The sequence below is a fragment of the Paludibacillus litoralis genome (assembly GCF_037646705.1).
GTDB classification, from domain to species: Bacteria; Pseudomonadota; Alphaproteobacteria; order Rhodobacterales; family Rhodobacteraceae; genus Pikeienuella; species Pikeienuella litoralis.
In genome coordinates this window covers 52,823-75,049 of record NZ_JBBHER010000005.1, presented here as the reverse complement: position 1 = coordinate 75,049, position 22,227 = coordinate 52,823, and the positions used below count along the sequence as shown (strand labels likewise).

The 22,227-nt window shown below is 64.4% G+C and carries 23 protein-coding genes and 3 tRNA genes; 1 reads left to right on the top strand and 25 read right to left on the bottom strand.

The genetic code is table 11. The annotated features are described in order from the left end of the window. Positions 1–33: 33 nt before the first annotated feature. The 15 genes from nuoE to WG921_RS09485 form a co-directional block, all read right to left on the bottom strand. Positions 34–1,071, bottom strand: coding sequence for an NADH-quinone oxidoreductase subunit NuoE (gene nuoE / locus WG921_RS09555; protein WP_340109000.1), 1,038 nt, complete (start codon positions 1,069–1,071; stop codon positions 34–36). Beyond that, a complete protein-coding gene (locus tag WG921_RS09550) occupies positions 1,071–2,276 on the bottom strand; it encodes an NADH-quinone oxidoreductase subunit D (protein ID WP_340108999.1) in 1,206 nt (401 codons plus the stop codon). Before WG921_RS09550 ends, nuoE begins: the two co-directional genes overlap by 1 nt. Beyond that, positions 2,276–2,881: an NADH-quinone oxidoreductase subunit C gene (locus tag WG921_RS09545; RefSeq protein ID WP_340108998.1), complete on the bottom strand. Its 606-nt coding sequence runs from the start codon at positions 2,879–2,881 to the stop codon at positions 2,276–2,278. The genes WG921_RS09550 and WG921_RS09545 overlap by 1 nt, the downstream gene beginning before the upstream one ends. 9 nt (positions 2,882–2,890) lie before the next feature. Further along, on the bottom strand, positions 2,891–3,424 hold the full coding sequence (locus WG921_RS09540; protein WP_340108997.1) for a NuoB/complex I 20 kDa subunit family protein: 534 nt from the start codon (positions 3,422–3,424) through the stop codon (positions 2,891–2,893). Next, positions 3,415–3,780, bottom strand: coding sequence for an NADH-quinone oxidoreductase subunit A (locus WG921_RS09535; RefSeq protein ID WP_340109311.1), 366 nt, complete (start codon positions 3,778–3,780; stop codon positions 3,415–3,417). The genes WG921_RS09540 and WG921_RS09535 overlap by 10 nt, the downstream gene beginning before the upstream one ends. A 187-nt stretch (positions 3,781–3,967) precedes the next feature. Beyond that, a tRNA-Asp gene (locus WG921_RS09530) sits at positions 3,968–4,044 on the bottom strand. Positions 4,045–4,341: 297 nt separating this feature from the next. Further along, positions 4,342–4,417 (bottom strand) — tRNA-Val (locus WG921_RS09525). A gap of 99 nt (positions 4,418–4,516) precedes the next feature. Further along, positions 4,517–6,925 (bottom strand): endopeptidase La, encoded by a 2,409-nt coding sequence (gene lon / locus WG921_RS09520; protein ID WP_340108996.1) that lies wholly within the window; start codon positions 6,923–6,925, stop codon positions 4,517–4,519. 135 nt (positions 6,926–7,060) lie between these two features. Continuing rightward, entirely contained in the window at positions 7,061–8,332 is a 1,272-nt protein-coding gene (gene clpX / locus WG921_RS09515; RefSeq protein ID WP_340108995.1) for an ATP-dependent Clp protease ATP-binding subunit ClpX, read from the bottom strand. A 188-nt stretch (positions 8,333–8,520) separates the two neighbouring features. Next, a complete protein-coding gene (gene clpP / locus WG921_RS09510; protein ID WP_340108994.1) occupies positions 8,521–9,150 on the bottom strand; it encodes an ATP-dependent Clp endopeptidase proteolytic subunit ClpP in 630 nt (209 codons plus the stop codon). A 216-nt stretch (positions 9,151–9,366) separates the two neighbouring features. Continuing rightward, positions 9,367–10,731 (bottom strand): trigger factor, encoded by a 1,365-nt coding sequence (gene tig / locus WG921_RS09505; RefSeq protein ID WP_340108993.1) that lies wholly within the window; start codon positions 10,729–10,731, stop codon positions 9,367–9,369. Between the two features lie 42 nt (positions 10,732–10,773). Then, positions 10,774–10,858, bottom strand: a tRNA-Leu gene (locus WG921_RS09500). Positions 10,859–11,112: 254 nt separating this feature from the next. Further along, on the bottom strand, positions 11,113–11,622 hold the full coding sequence (locus tag WG921_RS09495) for a MarR family winged helix-turn-helix transcriptional regulator (protein WP_340108992.1): 510 nt from the start codon (positions 11,620–11,622) through the stop codon (positions 11,113–11,115). A 76-nt stretch (positions 11,623–11,698) separates the two neighbouring features. Further along, on the bottom strand, positions 11,699–11,923 hold the full coding sequence (locus WG921_RS09490; RefSeq protein WP_413788583.1) for an FAD assembly factor SdhE: 225 nt from the start codon (positions 11,921–11,923) through the stop codon (positions 11,699–11,701). Positions 11,924–11,981: 58 nt separating this feature from the next. Beyond that, on the bottom strand, positions 11,982–12,413 hold the full coding sequence (locus tag WG921_RS09485; protein WP_340108990.1) for a helix-turn-helix domain-containing protein: 432 nt from the start codon (positions 12,411–12,413) through the stop codon (positions 11,982–11,984). An 84-nt stretch (positions 12,414–12,497) separates the two neighbouring features. Here WG921_RS09485 and WG921_RS09480 point away from each other — a divergent pair, with 84 nt between their 5' ends. Further along, positions 12,498–13,802, top strand: coding sequence for an NAD(P)/FAD-dependent oxidoreductase (locus tag WG921_RS09480; RefSeq protein ID WP_340108989.1), 1,305 nt, complete (start codon positions 12,498–12,500; stop codon positions 13,800–13,802). A 91-nt stretch (positions 13,803–13,893) separates the two neighbouring features. Here the strand turns inward: WG921_RS09480 and rpsI are convergent, their stop codons facing one another. The 10 genes from rpsI to WG921_RS09430 form a co-directional block, all read right to left on the bottom strand. Beyond that, complete coding sequence (gene rpsI, locus WG921_RS09475) at positions 13,894–14,385, bottom strand: 30S ribosomal protein S9 (protein WP_340108988.1); 492 nt, start codon at positions 14,383–14,385, stop codon at positions 13,894–13,896. A 2-nt stretch (positions 14,386–14,387) separates the two neighbouring features. Further along, on the bottom strand, positions 14,388–14,852 hold the full coding sequence (gene rplM, locus WG921_RS09470) for a 50S ribosomal protein L13 (protein ID WP_340108987.1): 465 nt from the start codon (positions 14,850–14,852) through the stop codon (positions 14,388–14,390). Positions 14,853–14,997: 145 nt separating this feature from the next. Beyond that, complete coding sequence (locus WG921_RS09465; protein WP_340108986.1) at positions 14,998–15,432, bottom strand: PaaI family thioesterase; 435 nt, start codon at positions 15,430–15,432, stop codon at positions 14,998–15,000. Positions 15,433–15,671: 239 nt separating this feature from the next. Continuing rightward, complete coding sequence (locus WG921_RS09460) at positions 15,672–17,243, bottom strand: GMC family oxidoreductase (RefSeq protein WP_340108985.1); 1,572 nt, start codon at positions 17,241–17,243, stop codon at positions 15,672–15,674. 25 nt (positions 17,244–17,268) lie between these two features. Continuing rightward, on the bottom strand, positions 17,269–17,793 hold the full coding sequence (locus tag WG921_RS09455) for a twin-arginine translocation signal domain-containing protein (protein WP_340108984.1): 525 nt from the start codon (positions 17,791–17,793) through the stop codon (positions 17,269–17,271). A gap of 50 nt (positions 17,794–17,843) precedes the next feature. Beyond that, entirely contained in the window at positions 17,844–18,239 is a 396-nt protein-coding gene (locus WG921_RS09450; protein WP_340108983.1) for a VOC family protein, read from the bottom strand. A gap of 101 nt (positions 18,240–18,340) precedes the next feature. Then, positions 18,341–18,634 carry a ribbon-helix-helix domain-containing protein gene (locus WG921_RS09445; protein WP_340108982.1) on the bottom strand — a complete coding sequence of 98 codons (294 nt, stop codon included), beginning with the start codon at positions 18,632–18,634 and terminating at the stop codon, positions 18,341–18,343. 116 nt (positions 18,635–18,750) lie between these two features. Then, complete coding sequence (locus WG921_RS09440) at positions 18,751–20,142, bottom strand: M20 family metallopeptidase (protein WP_340108981.1); 1,392 nt, start codon at positions 20,140–20,142, stop codon at positions 18,751–18,753. A gap of 106 nt (positions 20,143–20,248) precedes the next feature. Beyond that, the gene (locus tag WG921_RS09435; protein ID WP_340108980.1) at positions 20,249–21,217 is read right to left on the bottom strand and encodes an ABC transporter ATP-binding protein; all 969 of its coding nucleotides are present in this window, start codon (positions 21,215–21,217) and stop codon (positions 20,249–20,251) included. Continuing rightward, positions 21,214–22,227, bottom strand: a complete 1,014-nt coding sequence (locus WG921_RS09430) for an ABC transporter ATP-binding protein (protein ID WP_340108979.1) — start codon at positions 22,225–22,227, stop codon at positions 21,214–21,216. Before WG921_RS09430 ends, WG921_RS09435 begins: the two co-directional genes overlap by 4 nt.

Below are 22,227 nucleotides of genomic sequence, written 5' to 3'. Positions count from 1 at the left end.
GGTCATTCCTTCACAGAAACGGGGGAACCCGTCTCATTCATCCGCCAGAGCCTTCGCCTGCCCGATCCAGTCTTCGCGCTCGACGCGTCCATGGAAGTCCAGGCGCTCCCCCACCCAGGCGACATCCGCCGGGGTCCAGTTCGCGATCTGGTCGAAATGGAAAATGCCCATCTCGTTAAGAAGAGCCTCAAGCTTCGGGCCGATGCCCTTGATCCTCTTGAGGTCGTCGGCGCCGCCTTCGCGCGCGGCCTTCAGCGTCGGCGGGCCGTCGCCGGGCGCGGCGGCCTGGGCCGCCGCCTCCTGCGGCGCTTTCGGCTCGTCAGCGGGCTTCGCTTCATCCGCCGACGCGTCCTGCGCCTGTTTCATCTTGCGGGCCGCCGTCCGGTCCATGCCGCGTCCGTCGGTGATCCGCTTTGAGGTGTCGTCCAGGAGCCGCGCGAGCTCCTTCGACGCGTTCTCGGCGACCCGTTCGGCCTCGGGGATCATCAGAGACGTGAGGCCGGTTATCGGCTCCGACGCGTAGCGGCCGTTCTGCGGGCCCGGCGTCGGCGTCTTTCCGGCCCCGAACTCATCGATGATCTCCGCGAACCGCGCCGCCGTCAGATCCTCGTAATAATCCTTGCCGATCTGAGCCACCGGCGCATTTGAGCAGGCGCCGATGCACTCGACCTCCTCCCAGGAGAATTTGCCGTCGGGCGAAAGCTGATTCGGGTTTGGCGCGATCTTCTCGCGGCAGACCGCGACCAGATCCTCGGCGCCGCAGATCATGCAGGATGTCGTCCCGCAGATCTGGAAATGCGCGATCGCTCCGACGGGTTGCAGATGAAACTGATAGTAGAACGTCGCGACCTCGAGCACGCGAATATTCGCCATGCCGAGCATCTTTCCCACGACCTCGATCATCGGCCGGGTGACCCAGCCCTCCTGCTCCTGCGCGCGCCACAGGATCGGAATGACCGCGGACGCCTGCCGGCCTTCCGGGTATTTCGCAATCTGCGCCTGGGCCCATTTCAAGTTCTCGGGCGTGAAGGCGAAGCTTTCGGGCTGAACGTGGTGGAGGCTACGAAGCATCAGCGGTCAATCTCCCCGAACACGATATCCAGCGAACCGATGATGGCGCTGACATCCGCCAACAAATGCCCTGAGCACAAATGATCCATCGCCGCGAGATGCGGGAATCCGGGAGCCCGGATCTTCGCGCGGTACGGCTTGTTGCCGCCATCCGACACCAGATAGACGCCAAACTCCCCCTTCGGCGCCTCGACCGCGGCGTAGACCTCGCCTTCAGGCACGTGAAAGCCTTCGGTGTAGAGCTTGAAGTGATGGATCAACGCCTCCATCGACCGCTTCATCTCCGCCCGTCTCGGCGGCGCGATCTTCCCATCTCGCGTGATGACCGGCGTGCCCTTGCATTGATCCATCTTTTCAAGAGCCTGGCGTATGATCTTCACGCTCTCATGCATCTCGTCGACGCGGCAGACATAACGATCGAAACAGTCGCCGTTCTTGCCGACCGGAATCAGGAAGTCGAACTCGTTGTAGAGCTCATAGGGCTGCGCCCGGCGGAGATCCCAGGCCCAACCCGAGCCGCGAACCATGACGCCCGAGAATCCGTAAGCCTGCGCCTCTTCAATGCTGACGACGCCGATATCGACATTCCGCTGCTTGAAGATGCGATTGTCGGTCAGCAGCCCTTCGATGTCATCGAGAACCTGCGGGAACTCCTCGGTCCACTGCCAGATATCGTCGCAAAGCTCGTCCGGCAGATCGAGATGAACCCCGCCGGGCCGGAAATACGCGCTATGGAGCCGGGCTCCGCAGGCGCGCTCATAGAACCCCATCAACTTCTCACGCTCTTCGAACCCCCAGAGCGGAGGCGTGAGCGCGCCGACATCCATCGCCTGCGTGGTCACATTGAGAAGATGGCTCAGGATCCGCCCGATCTCGCTGTAGAGAATCCGGATCAGCGATCCGCGGCGCGGCACCTCGACCCCCGTCAACTTCTCGATGGCGAGGCACCACGCGTGCTCCTGATTCATCGGAGCGACGTAGTCCAGCCGATCGAAATACGGCAGATTCTGGAGATAGGTCCGGCTCTCCATCAGCTTCTCGGTGCCGCGATGAAGGAGGCCGATATGCGGGTCCACCCGCTCGACAACCTCACCGTCCAGCTCCAGAACAAGCCGCAAGACGCCATGGGCCGCAGGATGTTGCGGGCCGAAGTTGATGTTGAAGTTGCGGATGCGCTGCTCCGCAGTCGCCAATTCGCCGTCCATCACGCGGCCCCCGTCTTCTCGTCGCCGGGGAGCACGTATTCCGCTCCCTCCCACGGGCTCATGAAATCAAAGAGGCGATAATCCTGGACCAATGTCACCGGCTCGTAGACGACGCGCTTCTGCTCTTCGTCGTAGCGCACCTCGACATAGCCGGTGGTCGGAAAATCCTTCCGGAGCGGATAGCCGCGAAACCCGTAATCCGTAAGGATGCGGCGAAGATCGGGATGGCCGGAGAACATCACGCCATACATGTCGAACACTTCGCGCTCGAACCAGTCGGCCGACGGGTGAAGCTCGACGCAGGACGGGACGAACTCCTCCTCCGCCACGGAGAGGCGAAGCCGGATCCGCTGATTCTGCCGCATCGAAAGCAGATGATAGACCACCTCGAACCGCTTCTCGCGCTCGGGGTAATCGACCCCGCAGATATCGATCAGCGTCGTGAACTGGCAGGCGCCGTTGGTCTTCAGATATTCCAGCAACTCGAGAATCGAGCGAGGGGTCGTCGTCAGCGTCAACTCGCCGTTGACGACGGCGCTGGCCGTCACAAGATCGCCCTTCGCGGCCTCGATCAGGTCGCTGAGCTCGATGAGAGCTTCGCTCATGTCTCTCTCCTACCGGACGATGGTTCCAGTGCGGCGAATCTTCTTCTGCAATTGCAGAACGCCATAGAGCAGCGCCTCCGCCGTCGGCGGGCAGCCGGGAACATAGATATCGACCGGCACGACTCGGTCGCAGCCCCGCACGACCGAATAGCTGTAGTGGTAATAGCCGCCGCCATTCGCGCAGGAGCCCATCGAGATGACATAGCGCGGCTCCGGCATCTGGTCGTAGACCTTGCGGAGCGCGGGAGCCATCTTGTTCGTCAGCGTGCCGGCGACGATCATCACATCCGACTGCCGCGGGCTGGCCCGGGGCGCGAATCCGAACCGCTCGATATCGTAGCGCGGCATCGAGACCTGCATCATTTCGACGGCGCAGCAGGCCAGCCCGAAGGTCATCCAGAAGAGCGAGCCCGTGCGGGCCCAGTTCACCAGATCCTCCGCCGAGGTCAGCAGGTACCCTTTATCCGTCAACTCGTCGGACAGATTACCCGCGAGGACGTCCTTGTCGGCGCCCGCCTGGAGCGCCCCGGTGCTTACTGCCATTCCAGCGCCCCTTTCTTCCATTCATAGGCGAATCCGGTCGTCAGCACGCCAAGAAAGACGATCATCGACCAGAAGCCGAAATCGCCGATATCCTGAAGGCTGACCGCCCAAGGGAAAAGAAACGCGACCTCAAGATCGAAAATGATAAAGAGAATGGCGACGAGATAGAAGCGAACGTCGAATTTCATCCGCGCATCGTCGAAAGCGTTGAAGCCGCATTCATAGGCCGAGGTCTTTTCCGGATCGGGCCGCCTCACCGCAAGAACGACCGCCGCCAGCATAAGAACCAGACCGAGCCCGATCGCGACGCCGAGAAAAACGAGTATCGGCAGATACTCCCGCAAGAGATCGTCCATGGCGAGCCCCTTTTCCCAGCGCATCGTGCAGTGCAGCACATCTGCGGCCGTATCTACTCTCCCCCGGCCCATGGGTCAACAAAGTCCCGGCGCGGAACAGGCGGCGGACAGAGAGGCGAAAACGCCCCCGAGCGCCGCCCGGGTTCTCCACAAATCATTCATCTTCAAATGAAATTGGAGGAGGCGATGGCGCGGTTGACGGGACTCGAACCCGCGACCCCCGGCGTGACAGGCCGGTACTCTAACCAACTGAGCTACAACCGCTCGCCTCGTCCGGAGGGCGGTCACCCATCCGGTTGAGCGCGTTCTTAGAGAGCGGGTGAAGCCGCGTCAAGCCGCCAAAACCGGCCCTCATCGCGAAAGCGCTCCGGAAGCGCGAAAAGTGCGGCGCCGATCGGCTGGATTGGCGCGCCATCCGCGCCAACGCCCGCCTTTTTCGTCGACGCTCCACCCGGCCCGGGCAGGAGCGCCTTGCCGATGAGACAAGGAGCCTGGAGCCGAACAGGGGGCGCGGCGACCCTCGGCGCGCTTCGCAAGATATTCGATATGTTCAAGCGGGCCTGGTGGGCGGTGACGGGTTCGAACCGCCGACATCTTCGGTGTAAACGAAGCGCTCTACCAACTGAGCTAACCGCCCTCGGGCGACGACGTATCGGAGTTCGGAGCGAAAAGCAAAGCCCCCGCCGGCGAGGCCGGCGGGGGCGAAAACGTCGCAGCGATGAAACCCGCGCCGCAATCAGTGCGTGGCGACGCCGCCGGCCAGCGCGGGCTTCTGGGCGGCCAGCGCCGCCGCTTCCGCGGCCTCATCCCATTCGATCGGAACCGGCGCGCGGGTCAACGCGACGGCAAGCACGTCCGAGACGGTCTCCGCCGGCACGATCTCCAACCCGTTCTTCACATTGTCGGGAATATCGCGCAGGTCCTTCACGTTCTCCATCGGGATCACGACGGTTTCCACGCCGCCGCGAAGCGCCGCGAGCAACTTCTCCTTCAGGCCGCCGATCGGCAGCACATTGCCGCGCAGCGTCACCTCGCCGGTCATCGCGACATCGCGGCGCACCGGGATCCCCGTCAGCATCGACACGATGGCGGTCACCATGCCGACGCCGGCGGACGGGCCGTCCTTCGGCGTCGCGCCTTCAGGCACGTGAACGTGAATATCCATCTTCTCGAACTCGGTCGGCTTCACGCCGTACGAGACCGCCTGACTGCGGACATAGGACGCCGCGGCGTCGATCGATTCCTTCATCACGTCGCCCAGCTTGCCGGTGGTTTTCATCCGCCCCTTGCCAGGCAGTTTCAGAGCCTCGATCGACAGGAGATCGCCGCCGACCTCGGTCCAGGCGAGCCCCGTCACCACGCCGACCTGATCCTCTTTCTCGGCGAGGCCGAATCTGAACCGCTTCACGCCCAACATCTGATCCAGACGCTCCGGCGTCACGACGACGCTGGTCTCCGTCCCTTTCACGATCTCGGTCACCGCTTTGCGGCAAAGCTTCGCGATCTCACGCTCGAGGTTTCGCACGCCCGCCTCGCGGGTGTAGCCGCGGACGATCTCGTAGAGCGCGTCATCCGTCAGCTCGAATTCGCCCTTCTTGAGCCCATGGCCCTTCATCTGCTTGGGCAAAAGGTGGCGCTTCGCGATCTCGACCTTTTCATCTTCCGTGTAGCCCGAGAGCGGGATGATCTCCATCCGGTCAAGAAGCGGCCGCGGCATGTTGTAGGTGTTGGCCGTGGTCAGAAACATCACGTCGGACAGATCGTATTCGACCTCGAGATAGTGATCGACGAACGCGGAGTTCTGCTCCGGATCGAGAACCTCCAGCATCGCGGAAGCCGGATCTCCACGGAAATCCTGGCCCATCTTGTCGATCTCATCGAGCAGGATCAGCGGATTCGTGGTCTTGGCCTTCTTCATCGACTGGATGATCTTTCCAGGCATCGAGCCGATATAGGTGCGCCGATGACCGCGGATCTCCGCCTCGTCCCGGACGCCGCCGAGCGAGATATGGATGAACTCGCGCCCGGTGGCCTTCGCCACCGATTTGCCGAGCGAGGTCTTGCCGACGCCCGGAGGCCCGACGAGGCAGAGAATCGGCCCCTTGAGCTTCCGGCTTCGCTGCTGGACGGCGAGATACTCGACCATCCGCTCCTTCACCTTCTCGAGACCATAGTGATCGGCGTCGAGAATCGCCTCGGCGCGCTTCAGGTCCTTCTTCACCCGGCTGCGGACCCCCCAGGGGATCGACAACATCCAGTCGAGATAGTTGCGAACCACCGTCGCTTCGGCGGACATCGGGCTCATCTGGCGCAGCTTCTTCAGTTCGGCCAGCGCCTTTTCCTTCGCCTCTATCGACAGCTTGGTCGCTTCGATCCGCTCCAGATATTCGCTGGCGTCATCGCGCCCATCCTCTCCATCGCCGAGCTCGCGCTGGATCGCCTTCATCTGTTCGTTCAGATAATATTCGCGCTGCGTCTTCTCCATCTGGGATTTGACGCGGGTCTTGATCTTGCGCTCAACCTGAAGAACCGAGATCTCGCCCTGCATCAGGCCGTAGATCCGCTCCAGCCGCTTGGCGACGTCGGTTATCTCGAGAAGCGCCTGCTTCTCCGAAAGCTTGACCCCGAGATGCCCGGCGATCGTGTCGGCCAGCTTCGCTGGCTCCTCGATCTGCCCGACGGTGCCGACCGCCTCCTGAGGGACGTTCTTGTTCAGCTTCACATATCTTTCGAACTCGGCCGCGATGTTCCGGCTGAGCGCGTCGACCGCGTCCTGATCGCCGATCGTCTCCTCCAGCGGCGTCACACTGGCCTCGAAATACTCTTCACGATCCGTGAATGAATCGATGCGCGCGCGCGCCTTGCCTTCAACCAGAACCTTCACTGTGCCATCGGGCAGCTTCAGCAGCTGCAGCACATTCGCGATCGAGCCGATCTCATAGATCTCGTCGGAGCTCGGCTCATCCTCGGAGGGATCGCGCTGGGAGGCGAGCAAAATCTCCTTGCCTTCATTCATCACCGCTTCAAGCGCCAGCACGGATTTCTCGCGTCCGACGAAAAGCGGGACGATCATATGGGGGAACACGACGATATCGCGCAGCGGCAGGACAGGCAGCGTCATCGCCTCGACAGTGTGATCGGTCATATATCTGCTTTCTCGTTACGGCGAGCGAGCGCGACCCGCGAACGGCGTCGCGCTGGCTCCCTCATTCTCGGATTTGAAACAGAAATGGGCTGTGAAGGCGCCGATTTCAAGCCGCCCCCACCCGTCAGGCGCGAGTCAGGATGCGCTCGCCGACGTGTCTCCACGCTTCTTCTCCGCGTAGATCATCAGCGGCTGCGCGCCCTTGTCGATCACATCCTCGTTCACCACCACTTCCACGACGCCTTCAAGCGCGGGAAGGTCGAACATGGTGTCGAGAAGGACATTCTCCAGGATCGAACGGAGCCCGCGCGCGCCGGTCTTCCGGTCTATCGCCTTTCGCGCAACGGCCGAGAGAGCTTCCTCGGTGAAGGTGAGCTTGGAGCTCTCCATCTCGAAGAGCCGCTGATACTGCTTGATCAGCGCATTCTTCGGCTTGGAGAGAATCGTGACCAGCGCCGCCTCATCCAGATCCTGAAGCGTCGCGATCACCGGCAGACGGCCGACAAATTCGGGGATCAGACCGAATTTCAGCAGGTCCTCCGGCTCCAGCTCCATCAGCAGCTCGCCGGTCTTGCGCTCCTCCGCGACCTTCACATCCGCGCCGAAGCCCATGGCGGAGCCCTTGCCGCGCTGCGCGATGATCCGGTCGAGCCCGGAGAACGCGCCGCCGCAAATGAAAAGGATGTTCGTCGTGTCGACCTGCAGGAACTCCTGCTGGGGATGCTTGCGCCCGCCCTGCGGCGGCACGGAGGCGACCGTGCCTTCCATGATCTTCAGCAACGCCTGCTGGACGCCCTCGCCCGACACGTCGCGGGTGATCGAAGGATTGTCCGACTTGCGGCTGATCTTGTCGACCTCGTCGATATAGACGATGCCGCGCTGCGCCCGCTCCACATTGTAGTCCGCCGACTGGAGGAGCTTGAGGATGATATTCTCGACATCCTCGCCGACATACCCCGCCTCCGTCAGCGTGGTCGCGTCAGCCATGGTGAACGGCACATCGAGGATCCGCGCCAGCGTCTGCGCCAGCAGCGTCTTGCCGCAGCCCGTCGGACCGATCAGCAGGATGTTGGACTTCGCCAGCTCGACATCCCCGGATTTCCCCATGTGATTGAGGCGCTTGTAATGATTGTGAACCGCGACCGAGAGCACCCGCTTCGCGCGCTCCTGTCCGATCACATAATCATCCAGAACCTCGCAGATATCCTGCGGGCTCGGAACGCCGTCGGTTGATTTCACGAGGCCCGACTTTGTCTCCTCGCGGATGATGTCCATGCAAAGCTCGACGCATTCATCGCAGATGAAAACTGTCGGGCCCGCGATCAGCTTCCGCACCTCATGCTGGCTCTTGCCGCAGAAGGAGCAGTAAAGCGTATTCTTGGACTCGGTCCCTCCGGACTTGCTCATTCGGCTCTCCCGGCCCCGCGGGATGGGGCGTCAGATCATACCCAGCGGGATTTAACGAAGAATTGCAGTGATGACCCCATCGACCCCATTGTCGAATCTCGTAGTCCCTTAGTTGTGCATGGTCCTGAAACCCGGCGCAAGGGCGCCCACCATGCACATTGTCCCTCGCCGCGCGTTGGCGCCGAGGATCACGCCGCCTCTCCGGCGGGATCGCGGCTCTCGACGATCTCGTCGATGAGGCCCCAGGCTTTCGCCTTCTCGGCGGTCATGAAATTATCGCGATCCAGCGCTTTCTCGACGGTCTCATAGTCCTGCCCGCAGTGCTTCACATAGATATTGTTCAGCCGCTCCTTCAACTCCAGCACCTCGCGGGCGTGGATCTGGATATCGGAGGCCTGGCCCTGAAACCCGCCAGACGGCTGATGCACCATGATCCGGCTGTTCGGCAGAGAGAAGCGCATGTCCGCTGCGCCGGCCGCAAGAAGGAGCGACCCCATCGAAGCGGCCTGTCCGATGCAGAGCGTCGAGACCTTGGGCCGGATATACTGCATGGTGTCGTAGATCGAGAGGCCCGACGTCACCACGCCGCCAGGGCTGTTGATGTACATCGCGATCTCTTTCTTCGGATTCTCCGCCTCGAGAAACAGAAGCTGCGCGACGATCAGCGTCGACATCCCGTCATGCACCGGCCCGGAGACGAAAATGATCCGCTCCTTCAGCAGGCGTGAAAAAATATCGTATGCGCGCTCGCCGCGGGCCGTCTGCTCGACCACCATCGGCACGAGGGTGTTCATGTAAGTGTCGATCGGATCGTTCATCGAGGGGCCTCTTCATTTCTGTCGCGCAAGTCATATGGGCTCGGCGGACCTGCTTCAAGCGGCCGCCGCAGGAGCCAGCCCCGCCTCACGAGACAGGCGCCGCGGCGCCGGTCCCCCTGCGCAGGCATGGCGCCCGATCGCCGGGGCCGCGCGCGCGTACAGGAAGGCGCCGCCCCGCCCGCCAGATCGCTCGGCGGGCGGGGCGAGGCGCCGCTCCTATTTCTTTTCGTCTTTCTCTTCGCCGTCGCCGTCTTCCTCGTCGAGCTTCCGGACGGCCGCTTCCAGTTCGGCCTTGGTCACATCCTTCTCGGTCACATCGGCGAGTTCGACGATATAATCGACCACCTTGTCCTCGAAGATCGGCGCCCGCATCTGCTGCATCATCTGCGGGTTCTGGCGGACATAGTCGAAGAAGGCCTTCTCCTGCCCCGGCATCTGCTGCGCCTGGCGGAAGATCGCCTGGTTCAACTCTTCATCCGAGACCTCGATCTCGGCCTTCTTGCCGGTCTCGGCGAGGAAAAGGCCAAGCTTGACCCGGCGCTCGGCCATCGTCTTGTGCTCGTCGGTCGGCTCGACGTCCGGATGGTCGTGGCCCTGCTGATCGGGGTTTTCGTCATGCCAGAGCTGATGCGCGATCTGCTTGGCCTCGGCCTCCACCAGACCCTCCGGCAATTCGAACGAGACCGCCGCGTCCAGCGCGTCGAGAAGCTCCCGCTTCAGGAGCTGGCGAGCGGCGTTCTTGTATTCGCCGGCCAGCCGTTCGGCCATCTGCGTTTTCAGCGCCGCGAGATCTTCGATGCCGAATTTCTTCGCCAACTCATCATCGATCTCCGCCGGCGCCGGCGCCGCCACCGCTTTCACCGTGCAGGTGAAAACCGCGTCCTTGCCGGCCAGCGCCTCCACGCCATACGCCTCCGGGAAGGTGACCTCGACGGTCCTTTCCTCGCCGACCTTCGCGCCGACGAGCTGCTCTTCAAACCCCGGAATGAACTGACCGGAGCCAAGCACCAGCGGAAAATCCTCCGCCGCGCCGCCCTCGAACGCCTCGCCGTCGACCTTGCCGAGGAAGTCGAACGTCACCTGATCGCCGGTCTCGGCCGCCGCGCCCTCTTCGCGCGGCGTAAAGGATTGCGCCTGTTCGGCGAGATTCGCGATGGCCTCGTCGACCTCCGCATCCTCGACCTTCGCCGCAAGCCGCGTCAGCTTGATGGCGCTGAAATCGGTCTCGGGCACCTCCGGCAGCCGCTCGTATTTGACGGCGATATTCAGATCGTCGCCCTCTTCGAACTTCTCGTTCGTGATCGAGATCTCGGGCTGCTGCGACGGCGTGTCGCCGGACGCGTCGAAATGTGAACGCATCGCCTCGTTCACCGCTTCGTCGAGGATCTCGCCCATCAGGTTCTTCGCGAACATCTTTTTCAGGAGCGATTTCGGGGCCTTGCCCTTGCGAAATCCCTTCATCTGAAAATCGGCGCGGACCACGTCGATCTTCGCCTCCATCTTTTCCGCAAGATCGGCGGCGGGCACGATCATCGCGTACTCGCGTTTCAGGCCTTCGGCCAGCGTCTCGGTAACCTGCATTTCGTCCTCATCATCTCGCACGGTGGAGGCCGGCGCAAAAAGTGGTGCGGGCGGAGGGACTTGAACCCCCACGCCTTGCGGCACGAGAACCTAAATCTCGCGTGTCTACCAGTTCCACCACGCCCGCCCAAGGGCGAGCGCCCCGCGGGCGGTATGCCCTGCGAAGGCGGCCGCCCCTTGGAAACCGGCGCTTCCATAACAGAGGGACTTCAGCGGCGCGAGAGGAAAGTGCGAGGGGCGCGGCCCCGCGAGCGCGCCGGCGGCCTGATTCATGGCCGCGAGCGGCGGCGAGCGCCTGCGCGCATCTCGTCCGCCGCCCGTCCGGATGTCAGGAAGGAGAAAGGGCGCTCCGAGAGACCGCCGCCGGAGCGCCCGCCGACGTCAGTAGATATACCGGATCTGCTCGGTCCAGAACCGCTCCATGCCTCGCAGATTCTGAATCATGCTCTGCATCGCGTCATCGCCGAAATTCTTGCGGCTCATCAGCAATTCCGCGTGATTCTCAAACAGCGCGCCTACGATCTCGCGCACCTTGAGGCCTTCCTCGGTCAATCTGATTCGCACCGCGCGGCGATCGATCTCGCAACGCTGATGATGCATGTAGCCGCCATCCACCAGCTTCTTGAGATTGTAGGAGACGTTCGACCCCTGATAGTAGCCGCGGCTTTTCAGCTCGCCCGCCGTCACCTCGTTCTCGCCGATATTGTAAAGCAGGAGCGCCTGCACGCTGTTGATGTCGAGCCGCCCGAGGCGTTCGAACTCGTCCTTGATCACATCGAGAAGAAGCCGGTGAAGCCGCTCGATCAGCGCCAGCGCTTCGACATATGTCGGGACGGTCGCCCCAGGATCGTCCTCGAAATCCGAAGCCTCGACCCGCTTGTGGATACTCATCCGTTCGTCTCCCTAGACTCCATTCAGGGGAGAGAATCGCCATAAAGAGCGAACACCCGGTTAATTGGGCGCAGGTTTATCGCTGAATACCGTGAAATCCGGCGATAATCGCAATGATCGGCTCATGCGCGGCCGGCGTCGGCGCCGCGGCGCCGATCCAGCGATAGAGATCCTGGTCGTTTTCGTCGAGCAACGCCTCGTAGGCCGCCAGTTCGGCCGCCTCCAGAGCGCCAAGGCGCGCATCGGCGAAGCGGCCGAGAATCAAATCCATCTCTCTCATGCCGCGGCGCCAACTGCGCATCGACAGGCGGCGAAGACGAGTCTCCATCGGCTCTTCCCGGACCGCCGTCATCGCCGCCCTACCCGATCAGCGCGGCTCGCAGCCGCGCCTCCAGCCGGACGAACCGGTCGGCGAGACGCCGCTGCTCGACGCGGAGCGCGGCGAACTCGGCCAGAACGCCCACCGCTTCCGGCGTCGTCGGCGCCGCCGGCGCGGCGCCTGGTCCATCGCCTTCGCCGGTCATCAGCCAGATCAACGAGACGTTGAGAACGCCCGCGAGCATCTGCATCCGGTTGGAGCGCGGTTCGGACTGATCGTTCTCCCATGAGAAAATGGTCGCGCGCCGGACGCCCAGCCGCCAGGCCAACTGCTCCGGCGAAAGCCCGAACGCCTCACGCGCGGCGGTCAACCGGTCTCCGAAGGTCGCATGCGCGTCGCCATATTCGATCACGGCGTCGGATGAAGGGGCGGGATTCTCGGTCAGGGTTTCGCTATTGTCGGTATAGGTCATGATCGATACCTAGCGCATCCACGGTCGGAATTTTATCGGCAGATTGTCGCGCAGCGGGCCGACGCCAAAGGATCCGGAGCCGAGATGAGCCTCAATCTTCTTCACGCCAACGACGCGCCCGGCGTCGACGCGCCGTCATGGTACGCCGCGACGGCGGCGGCGCGCGCCGATCATCCGCCGCTGAAGGGCCGGACGAAGGCCGATATCTGCGTCGTCGGCGGCGGCTACACGGGCCTCTCCGCGGCGCTGCATCTGGCGGAGAGGGGATTCGACGTCGTTCTCCTCGACGCCCACCGCGTCGGCTGGGGCGCGTCGGGGCGAAACGGCGGGCAGGTCGGCTCCGGGCAGCGCCTTGGCCAGCGGGATCTGGAGGCGCTTCTCGGCCGCGCCCACGCCGACCAGCTCTGGGCTCTCGCCGAGGAGGCGAAAGCCCTGGTCAAGGCGTTGATCCGGCGCCACGCGATCGCCTGCTCCCTTCGCCCCGGCCTGATCCACGCCGCGCACCGCGCCCGGCTCGCGCCCGCGCTGCGGCGGGAGAGCGCGCATCTTGCGGCGCGCTATGGCCACCAAACCGAGTATCTCGATCGGGACGCGCTCCACGCGCTCGTCGGCAGCCCCGCCTACCATGCCGGTCTGATCGATCCCGGCGCCGCGCATCTCCACCCGCTGAATTACGCGCTCGGCCTCGCGCGCGCCGCCGCCGCCGCCGGCGTGCGCATCCACGAAAACAGCGAAGCGGTCAGCATCGAGGACCAAACCCGGCCTCTTGTGCGGACCGCGGACGGCGTGGTCGAGGCGGATCAGGCGATCCTCGCCTGCAACGGCTATCTTGGCGGGCTCGCGCCCGATATCGCCGCGCGCGTGATGCCGATCAACAATTTCATCATCGCGACCGAGCCCCTGACGCCTGAGCGCGCCCGCAGCCTGATCGCCAACGACATGGCCGTCGCCGATACGAAATTCGTGGTGAACTATTATCGCCTCTCCCCCGACCGAAGATTGCTGTTCGGGGGCGGAGAAAGCTACGGGTACCGGTTTCCGTCCGATATCAAGGCCTTCGTCCGGACCAGAATGCTGAAGATCTACCCTCAGCTTCGCGACGCGCGGATCGACTTCGGATGGGGGGGCACGCTCGCGATCACCAGGAACCGGATGCCGCATCTGGCGCGGAGCGGAGCGGCTATCCTCTCCGCTTCCGGCTATTCCGGACATGGCGTCGCGATGGCGACGCTCGCCGGCGCGCTGGCGGCGGAGGCGGCGGCGGGACAGGCGGAGCGCTTCGACATCTTCGCCTCCGTCCCTTCCCCGCGCTTCCCCGGCGGCGGCCGGCTCCGCTGGCCGCTCCTCGCGCTGGCCATGCTCTGGTATCGGTTGAGGGACCGGCTCTAGGCGCGGCGCGCTCCGGCGCGCTTTGCGGGCCGCGTCAAAAAGAAAAGGCCCGGCGCAAAGCCGGGCCCGTTCGCATCTTCGGTGACGCGGTTCAGCGCTTGGAGAACTGGAAGCTCCGCCGCGCCTTCCGGCGACCATATTTCTTCCGCTCGACCACGCGGCTGTCGCGGGTGAGAAAGCCCGCCGCCTTCAGCGCGGTGCGGAGCGACGGGTCATAGAGGCTGAGCGCCTTGGCGACGCCGTGCTTCACCGCGCCGGCCTGGCCTGAAAGCCCTCCGCCCTTCACAGTCGCCTTCACGTCGAACTGACCGTCGACATTGGCGACGGAGAACGCCTGCTTCAGCACCATCTGAAGCACCGGACGGGCGAAATACGCCTCCATCTCCTTGCCGTTCACCACGACCTTGCCGGAGCCGGGCCGCACCCAGACGCGCGCGACCGCATCCTTCCGCTTTCCGGTCGCATAGGAGCGGCCAAGCGCGTCCCGGACCGGCTCGCGCGGGGTCGCGGCTTCGGCGGCGACGCCGCCGGACGCGTCAACCGCATCCTTCAGATCGTCAAGCGATTTGATCTCTTCAGCCATGCTCATGCGCTCCGGGTGTTCTTCTTGTTCATCGACCGAACGTCCAGCGCCTCCGGCGCCTGCGCCTCGTGCGGGTGGCTCTCGCCGGCGTAGATCCGGAGGTTGCCAAGCTGCTTGCGGGTCAACGGCCCGCCCGGCATCATCCGCGAGACCGCCTTCTCGAGCACCCGCTCGGGATGCGCGCCGTCGAGGATCTGCGCGGCGGTGCGCGACTTGATCCCGCCCGGATAGCCGGTGTGCCGGTAATAGACCTTGTCGGCGCGCTTGTTCCCGGTCATCTGCACCTTGCCGGCGTTGATGACGATCACATTGTCGCCCATGTCCATATGCGGCGTGAAGGTCGCCTTGTGCTTGCCGCGGAGCCGCATGGCGATGATCGAGGCGAGCCGGCCGAGGACGACGCCGGTGGCGTCGACGATCACCCATTTCTTCTCGATATCGGCCGGTTTGGCGCTGTATGTTTTCATAACCTGTCCATCCATCGGGCCTGCGCGCCCTGCGACGCGAAACTGATGGGGTCTTTTAGTGATTCCACCGCAGATGTCAACGACGCAGACGCCAATTTACACTATATAGAACAATGAGTTGTCGATGGGGTTATATAATACCCCATCAAACGGCGGCGCTTCTCGGGATCGCGTAGGTCAGCGTCGCGTGCGCGACCGGCTTCTCCTGCCCCTCGGACCAGAGCAGCGCGTCCCCGGTCGCCAGGGTTCGGCCGAGCTTGAGGATCCGCGCTTCGCAGATCAGCGCGGTCGGCGCCGGCTTGTTGAGAAAGTTGATCGCCGCGCCGGACGTGACGGTGAGCGGCTGGCGGCCGATCATCGCGAGCACAGCCACATAGAAGGCGCAATCCGCCATCTCGAACATCGCCGGGCCGGAAACGGTGCCGCCCGGCCGGATGTCGTTCGGGCCGGTCTCGCGGCGCATGATCACGCGCATCGGTGAAAGCTCGCGCACGCTGAACCGGCCCCTCACGGCCGGAAACACCGATTCAAGAAAGCTGAACACCTCTTCAGCGTTCAGTTTCAGCTGCAATTCGCTCATCCTCGCCACTCCGCTGTCCCGCCCTCAACACCTAAACCGAGGCGCGCGCGTCGCGCCAGCCCTCGGTCGGGACCGCAGAGGCTGTCGATCGCGATGATCGGCGTCGGCGGCGCCCCTGTCGCAAGCCGCTCCTGGCGAGTCGAATTCCGCCACCGGCCGAAGGCCCCGCTGGGCCTTCGGCCTGAAAAAGGGGATTCGGGGGCTGGCGGCGGCGGCTCCGGCCGCCGCCCGTCATCCGCTCAGAGATCGCCCCGCGAGAGCGCGCCCGCCAGATGATCCGCCTGCCGGATCGCCAGCGAGACGATTGTGAGCGTCGGGTTCTCCGCCCCGCTGCTGGTGAACTGGGAGCCGTCCGAGACGAAGAGATTGGCGACATCGTGGCTCCGCCCCCATTTGTCGACCACGCCGTCGCGCGCTTTCTCCGACATCCGGTTGGTGCCCATATTGTGGGTCGAGGGATAGGGCGGGGTCGGCAAGATCCGCGTCGCGCCGACCGCGTCATAGATCGCCGCGCCCTGCTTGTAGCCGTGCGCGCGCATGGCGCGGTCGTTCGGGTGATCGTCGTAATGAACGTCGGCGACCGGCAGGCCGAACTGATCCTTCACGTCATGGTTGAGCGTCACCCGGTTCGTCTCCTGCGGCAGATCCTCGCCGACGATCCACATGCCGGCCATGTTCTCGTAACTGTCGATTGCGGTCGTGAACTCGCGCCCCCACGCGCCTGGATTGAGGAACGCCGCCATGAACGGCAGGCCGAGTGAAATCGTCTCGAACTCATAGCCGCCGACGAACCCGCGCGAGGGATCGTGGCGCGCCTCGTCCTGAACGATGCCGGCCATCGTCGTGCCGCGCCACATCCTCACCGGCTTGTCGAACACGCCGTAGACCGAGGCGGTCATGTGCCGCATGTAGTTGCGCCCGACCTGCCCGGAGGAGTTGGCCAGCCCGTCCGGATACATGGAGCTGGCGGAATTCAGCAGAAGCCGCGGCGATTCAATCGAATTTCCGGCGACGCAGACCACCCGCGCCATCTGCTTCCGTTCGGTTCCGTCCGCGGCGGCGTAGACGACGCCGTTGACCTTGCCGTCCGGCCCGTGCTCGATGCGAAGCGCCTGGCACCGCTCGCGCACCTCCAGGTTTCCCGTGGCCTCGCCGCGCGGAATGTCCGTGTAGGCGGCGGACCATTTCGCCCCGAACTTGCACCCCTGAAAACAGAACCCGACCTGCTGGCAGGCTGGCCGGTCGTCATTTTCGATGGAGTTGATCGCCATGCGGCCGGTATGCACCTGCCGGTAGCCGAGCGCCTTGGCGCCCGCTTCCATCACCTTGAAATTGTTGTTTCCCGGCAATCCCGGCCAGTCGTTTGTGCGGGTCACGCGCAGCTTTTTCTCGGCCTTGTCATACCAGGGGGCCATCTCCTCGCTGTCGATCGGCCAATCGATGAGGTTCGCGCCCGGAATGTCTCCATAAGCCGTCTTCGCCTTCCACTCGTGCTCCTGAAGTCGGAGAGAGGCGCCGGCCCAGTGGATGCTGGTCCCGCCGACCGCCTTCACGATCCAGGCGGGAAGGCCGGAGAAGTCCTTCGCCACCCGCCACTCGCCCGACGTGGTGCGCGGATCGGTCCAGGCGAGCTGACCGAAGCTTTCCCACTCGTCATTGATGTAGTCATCGGGAAGATACCGCCCCCCCGCCTCCAGCGCGACGACCGAGACGCCCTTCTGCGCGAGTTCATTCGCGAGAACGCCGCCCCCCGAGCCCGTGCCGACGATGACGACGACGCTGTCGTCCTTCAGATCAAATGGCGCAGCCATGACCGTTCCTCCTCCTTGTTCCGGCTCAAAGCCAGTTGATGTCGTCGAACCCGCGATCGATGTAGCCGCCCTTCGAATAGGACTCGCCCTCATAACCGAAGACCGGCCACACCGCCTTCTGGTTGTAGAGGCCGGTGATCAGGCCGCCGCGGATCTTCTGAAAGAACGGGCTGTTCTCCATCGTCCGGAGAATGTCGGCGCGCTCGCGCTCCCACCCGACGGAGAGATAGTCGGCGTGGCCTGCGCCCTGCGCGGCCGCGTCCAGCCCGGCGATTCCGATCTCGATGTCAGGCGCCGCCTCCGCCGTGTCATGGCCTTTGACCGCCACGGCGTAAAATTCGTCGCCCACCTTGTCGTGCGGATAGATATCGCGCGCCATCTGGATCAGCGTCGCCATCGTTTTCGGCTTCAGCGTCGTCGTCTCCATCGCCCACGCCGCGTCGCTCCCAGCGACGAATCCCGGGCCGATGACGAAAACGGCGCCCGCCGCCGCGCTTCGCGCGAGCAGGCCGCGGCGGGTCAATCCCACTTCGCTGGACAGGCTGGTCATGGCGTATCTTCCCCTTTCATTGAGTTCATTATCGGCGCCCCGCCGCGAGATCATTTGAACCTCCCGGAGCGCTCCAGCACTTCAATCTCGTATCCGTCCGGGTCGGCGATGAAGAAGAAACGCCCGACCAGCTCGCCGTCCGGGGCGAACTCGACAAGCTTGCGGGGGTTCAGCCCCGCCGCCGTCAACCGCGCATGTTCGGCCTCCAGATCGTCGACCGAAACCGCGAGATGGCCGTAGCCGTCGCCCAGATCATAGGGTTCGCGCCGGTCCTTGTTGACCGTCAGCTCCAACTCGAACGCCGTTTCGGCGTTGCTGAGATAAACGAGCGTGAATGTTTCGAAATCCAGCCGGTCTGCGATCTCCAGCCCGAAAGCCGTGCGATAGAAACCGACTGCGCGCGCTTCGTCGAGCACGCGGATCATGCTATGAATGGCCTTGGCCATACAGCCTCCCCCGCATTGATTGCGTCAGGGGAGAATTAAATGGCGTTCCCGCCACCTCCGGGTGTTATCCCGCTACCACATCCCTCCGGGATGCGCCGCGCTCATTCCGCCGCGATCATCACGTCTCGCGGCGCTGTCGTCCGCTCCATGTAGATCAGGCAGGAGCACCGCAGCAGCGACGAGAAATTCTCTGGCTCGCCGCGCCGCTCCAGAACCTCCGAATGAAGCCTGGAGACGAAAGCCGGCGTCGAGAGCCCCTCTCCGGCCGCGATCTCGTCAATGATCCGCCAGAACGCGTTTTCAAGGCGAACGCTTGTGCACTGGCCGTTCAGACGCATGCTTCGGGTTTCGTTCCGGTAACGGGCGGGCTCCTGACCGGCGAAGATATTACACATTCCGCTTCCTCCGCGTATGCCCGGATCGGCATTCGCGTCCCGATCCGATGCGCTCGGGTGGCTCCGAGGAAGCCACCCTACGCCTTTTCCGCCAGTCGCGCAGGATTCCGGTGGGCTCAGGCGACCTTTTCGGCGCTCACGTCCCAGAAGATCCCGGCCATGCAGCGAACCGCATCGCGCGAGACCGTCTTCAGCACATGCTCGTCCGGCGCGTGCTGCGAGCAGGCCCGATAGCTGTGCGGGATCCAGATGGTCGGCAGGCCGAGAATGTCGGTGAAGCTGTCATTCGGGAGCGAGCCCGCGAGATTCGGCAGCACATGAGGCGCCTTGCCACTGGTCCGCTCGAGCGACTTCGCGGTGAAGCGGGCCCAGGGATGGTTCGGATCCAGCCGCGTCGCCTTGAAGAACAGCCGATCGGCGGGCGAGATCTCGACCATCCCGAACCCCTCCCGGTCCAGATGGCGGCGGAGCGCCGGCAGGATGTCGTCCGGCTCGGTGCCGACGACATAGCGCAACTGACAGGTCGCACGGGCGGTGGCCGAGATCGCGTTGACCGGCGCCGCGGGGACGCCGCTCGTCATCGCCAGAACCGCAAAGCTGTTCCAGCCATAGAGCCGTTCGGCCGGGGTCAGGTCCGGCTCGCCCCAATCCGGGTCGATCGCGGGGCCATCGCTCACCTCGACCGGCAGATCTTTCAGCGCGGCGCGGATCTCGGGCGTGAGACTGGTCGGGCGCCATTCGGGGATCCGGATCGAGCCGCGTCGGTCCACGATCGTCGCCAGCGCATGGGCGAGGATCGTCGCCGGGTCCGCGAGCAGACCGCCCCAGTTGCCGGAATGGTGCGCGCCCTCGCGAAGATCGACCACAAGATCGAAATTCACGCCGCCGCGCGAGCCCATGAAAAACGTCGGCGTGTCAGGCTGAAGACGCGGGCCGTCGGAGGCGATCAGCACATCCGCCTTCAGCAGATCCTTTTCCGCCTCGAAGAATTCGGCGAGGCCGCAGGAGCCGACCTCCTCCGACATCTCGATCACGATCTTGGCGTTGAAGCCGAGCGCGCCGCGTTCCGCCAGCACCGCCTCGAGCGCGGCGATGTTGATCAGATGCTGGCCCTTGTTGTCCGCCGTGCCGCGGCCATAGAGCCGGTCGCCCTCCTCCACCAGCTTGAACGGGTGCAATCCCTCGCGCCACTGGTCGGTCTGGGCGCGGATCACGTCGCCATGGCCGTAGGTCAGGACGGTCGGCAGGGCCGCGTCCTCGATCCGGACGCCGACGAGGAACGGGCCGCCGCGCGGATCGGTGTTTTCATGCCGGGAGAGTTCGAACCCCATCGCCTTCAGCCGAGGCGCCATCGCCTCGTCGAGATAGCGCGAAAGTTCGGCCTTCTGCGCCGGATTCTGGCTCTCGGTTTCGTAGGCGACGAGGCGAGAAAGCTCGCTCTGAAACGCGCCGCTGTCGAACCAGTCGGATGCGCGCTGAATCGCGCCTTCGCGGGATGCTTCGGTCATGTCTTCCCTCCCATGCAGGGTCATCGGCTATTTACAATCACAGCCCGGCCCCAGCGCTGGCGGCGGCCTTACGCCCGGCGCGCCCGCCTCTCGCGGCGGCGCGGTCTCAGTTGGCGGGCTCGGGTCCGTAGAGGTGGCACTCGACCATACCCTTCTCGTCCTCGATCGGGCGCGGCGCGACGGTGCGGCATACCGGCATTATCTTGGGGCATCGGGGATGGAAATGGCAGCCGGGAGGCGGCGCGACCGGATCAGGGTAATCGGCGCCGAGATGCGTCTCCGGCACGCCGAGCGACGGGTCCGGGGTCAGCACGGAGGCCAGCAGGGCTTCGGTGTAAGGATGGCGGGGAGTGTCGAACAGCGCGTCCACCCTGGTCTCCTCGACGATCCGGCCGAGATACATCACCGCCACCCGGCTCGCCAGATGCTCGACCACGGCGAGATTGTGACTGATGAAGAGGTAGGTCAGCCCCAATTCGCGCCGGAGTTCGGTCAAAAGGTTCAGGATTTGCGACTGCACCGAGACGTCCAGCGCCGAGGTCGGCTCGTCGCAGATCACGATCTCGGGGCGCATCACCAGCGCGCGGGCGATGGCGACGCGCTGGCGTTGGCCGCCGGACATCTGGCTCGGATAGGTGTCCATCACCCGGGCCGGCAGGCCGACGATGTCCAGGATCTCCCGAACCGCCTTGTCCTGGCTGGCGGCGTCGCCCACCCCGTGGACCCTGAGCGGAAGCGAGATGATGTCGGCGATGCTCTTGCGCGGGTTCAGCGATGAATACGGATCCTGAAAGATCGGCTGGATGCGGCGGGCGAGCTTGCGCCGGTCCTGCCCGATCAGCGCTTCGCCATCGACGAGGACCTCGCCCGACGTCGGCTGTTCGAGGCCCAGCAGCACCTTGGCGAGCGTGGACTTGCCGCAGCCGGACTCCCCGACAAGGCCGAGCACCTCGCCCTTCTCGACCTTCAGCGAGACGCCGTTCACCGCGTGAAGCGGCTTCGACTTCGCGAACATCCCCTGCTTGACCCGGTAGGTCTTCGTGACGTTGCGAAGCTCGAGGGCCGGCGCGGTCATACTGTCGCCTCCGCCGGCTTGCGGCCGGTCTCATGAACGCACCGAAACGCGTGATCGCCCATCCTGCGAAGCGGGATCGCGCCGGCGCAGGCCGCGACCGCCTCAGGGCAGCGCGTGCGGAACGGGCAGCCCGAGACCTCGCCGATCAGGCTCGGCACGATCCCCGGAATGGCGCCGAGCATCGAGCCGCGCTCGTTCTTGCCCGGCACCGGTATGCAGTTCAGCAATCCGCGCGTGTAAGGATGGGTCGGCGTGTTGAAGACTTCCATGGCCGTGCCGGTCTCCATCAGTCCGCCGGCGTACATCACCGCCACATTGTCGGTGACGCGCGCGACGACGCCGAGATCATGGGTGATGAGAATCATCGCCATGTTCATCTCCCGGCCGAGATCGGCGAGCAGCCGCAGGATCTGCGCCTGAATGGTCACGTCCAGCGCCGTGGTCGGCTCGTCCGCGATGATCAGCTCAGGCTCGCACATCAGCGCCATCGCGATCATCACCCGCTGGCGAAGCCCGCCCGAAAGCTGATGCGGATATTGCGAGAGGCGGCTTTCCGCGCCAGTGATGCCGACCTTTCCGAGCAGTTCCACCGCGCGCGCGCGCGCCGCGCTCTTGCCGACGTTGCGATGCAGCAGCAGCGCCTCCGTCAACTGGTCGCCGATGGTGAACGCGGGATTGAGCGAGCTCATCGGCTCCTGAAAGATCATCGCCATCCGGTCGCCGCGAAGGCGGCGCATCTCCCGCCGGCCGATCTTGAGGAGGTCGATTCCGTCGAACTCCATCCGGTCCGCCCGCCGCTCGATTCCATTGCCGAGCAGCCCCATCAGCGCGAGAGAAGTCAGCGACTTGCCCGAGCCGCTTTCGCCGACGATGCTGAGGGTCTCGCCGCGCCTCAGATCGAAATCCACGTCGCGCACGGCGTGGAGCACGCCGCCGCCGACCGGAATGTCGACGGTCAGGTTCCTGACGGAAAGGATGGGGTCGGAGTCGCTCCGGGCGGTTTCGGTCAT

What these genes read in the sequence shown, in the direction of transcription:
- WG921_RS09465 (WP_340108986.1), bottom strand. Translation starts at nt 15,432, where the DNA reads ATGAGCGAATTGCAGCTGAAACTGAACGCTGAAGAGGTGTTCAGCTTT.
- WG921_RS09450 (WP_340108983.1), bottom strand. Translation starts at nt 18,239, where the DNA reads ATGGCCAAGGCCATTCATAGCATGATCCGCGTGCTCGACGAAGCGCGC.
- WG921_RS09440 (WP_340108981.1), bottom strand. Translation starts at nt 20,142, where the DNA reads ATGACCGAAGCATCCCGCGAAGGCGCGATTCAGCGCGCATCCGACTGG.
- WG921_RS09540 (WP_340108997.1), bottom strand. Translation starts at nt 3,424, where the DNA reads ATGGCAGTAAGCACCGGGGCGCTCCAGGCGGGCGCCGACAAGGACGTC.
- WG921_RS09460 (WP_340108985.1), bottom strand. Translation starts at nt 17,243, where the DNA reads ATGGCTGCGCCATTTGATCTGAAGGACGACAGCGTCGTCGTCATCGTC.
- WG921_RS09535 (WP_340109311.1), bottom strand. Translation starts at nt 3,780, where the DNA reads ATGGACGATCTCTTGCGGGAGTATCTGCCGATACTCGTTTTTCTCGGC.
- rpsI (WP_340108988.1), bottom strand. Translation starts at nt 14,385, where the DNA reads ATGGCTGAAGAGATCAAATCGCTTGACGATCTGAAGGATGCGGTTGAC.
- WG921_RS09550 (WP_340108999.1), bottom strand. Translation starts at nt 2,276, where the DNA reads ATGGACGGCGAATTGGCGACTGCGGAGCAGCGCATCCGCAACTTCAAC.
- WG921_RS09455 (WP_340108984.1), bottom strand. Translation starts at nt 17,793, where the DNA reads ATGACCAGCCTGTCCAGCGAAGTGGGATTGACCCGCCGCGGCCTGCTC.
- WG921_RS09495 (WP_340108992.1), bottom strand. Translation starts at nt 11,622, where the DNA reads ATGAGTATCCACAAGCGGGTCGAGGCTTCGGATTTCGAGGACGATCCT.
- tig (WP_340108993.1), bottom strand. Translation starts at nt 10,731, where the DNA reads ATGCAGGTTACCGAGACGCTGGCCGAAGGCCTGAAACGCGAGTACGCG.
- lon (WP_340108996.1), bottom strand. Translation starts at nt 6,925, where the DNA reads ATGACCGATCACACTGTCGAGGCGATGACGCTGCCTGTCCTGCCGCTG.
- WG921_RS09485 (WP_340108990.1), bottom strand. Translation starts at nt 12,413, where the DNA reads ATGACCTATACCGACAATAGCGAAACCCTGACCGAGAATCCCGCCCCT.
- WG921_RS09490 (WP_413788583.1), bottom strand. Translation starts at nt 11,923, where the DNA reads ATGCGCAGTTGGCGCCGCGGCATGAGAGAGATGGATTTGATTCTCGGC.
- WG921_RS09435 (WP_340108980.1), bottom strand. Translation starts at nt 21,217, where the DNA reads ATGACCGCGCCGGCCCTCGAGCTTCGCAACGTCACGAAGACCTACCGG.
- clpX (WP_340108995.1), bottom strand. Translation starts at nt 8,332, where the DNA reads ATGAGCAAGTCCGGAGGGACCGAGTCCAAGAATACGCTTTACTGCTCC.
- WG921_RS09430 (WP_340108979.1), bottom strand. Translation starts at nt 22,227, where the DNA reads ATGACCGAAACCGCCCGGAGCGACTCCGACCCCATCCTTTCCGTCAGG.
- WG921_RS09445 (WP_340108982.1), bottom strand. Translation starts at nt 18,634, where the DNA reads ATGTGTAATATCTTCGCCGGTCAGGAGCCCGCCCGTTACCGGAACGAA.
- rplM (WP_340108987.1), bottom strand. Translation starts at nt 14,852, where the DNA reads ATGAAAACATACAGCGCCAAACCGGCCGATATCGAGAAGAAATGGGTG.
- nuoE (WP_340109000.1), bottom strand. Translation starts at nt 1,071, where the DNA reads ATGCTTCGTAGCCTCCACCACGTTCAGCCCGAAAGCTTCGCCTTCACG.
- clpP (WP_340108994.1), bottom strand. Translation starts at nt 9,150, where the DNA reads ATGAACGATCCGATCGACACTTACATGAACACCCTCGTGCCGATGGTG.
- WG921_RS09480 (WP_340108989.1), top strand. Translation starts at nt 12,498, where the DNA reads ATGAGCCTCAATCTTCTTCACGCCAACGACGCGCCCGGCGTCGACGCG.
- WG921_RS09545 (WP_340108998.1), bottom strand. Translation starts at nt 2,881, where the DNA reads ATGAGCGAAGCTCTCATCGAGCTCAGCGACCTGATCGAGGCCGCGAAG.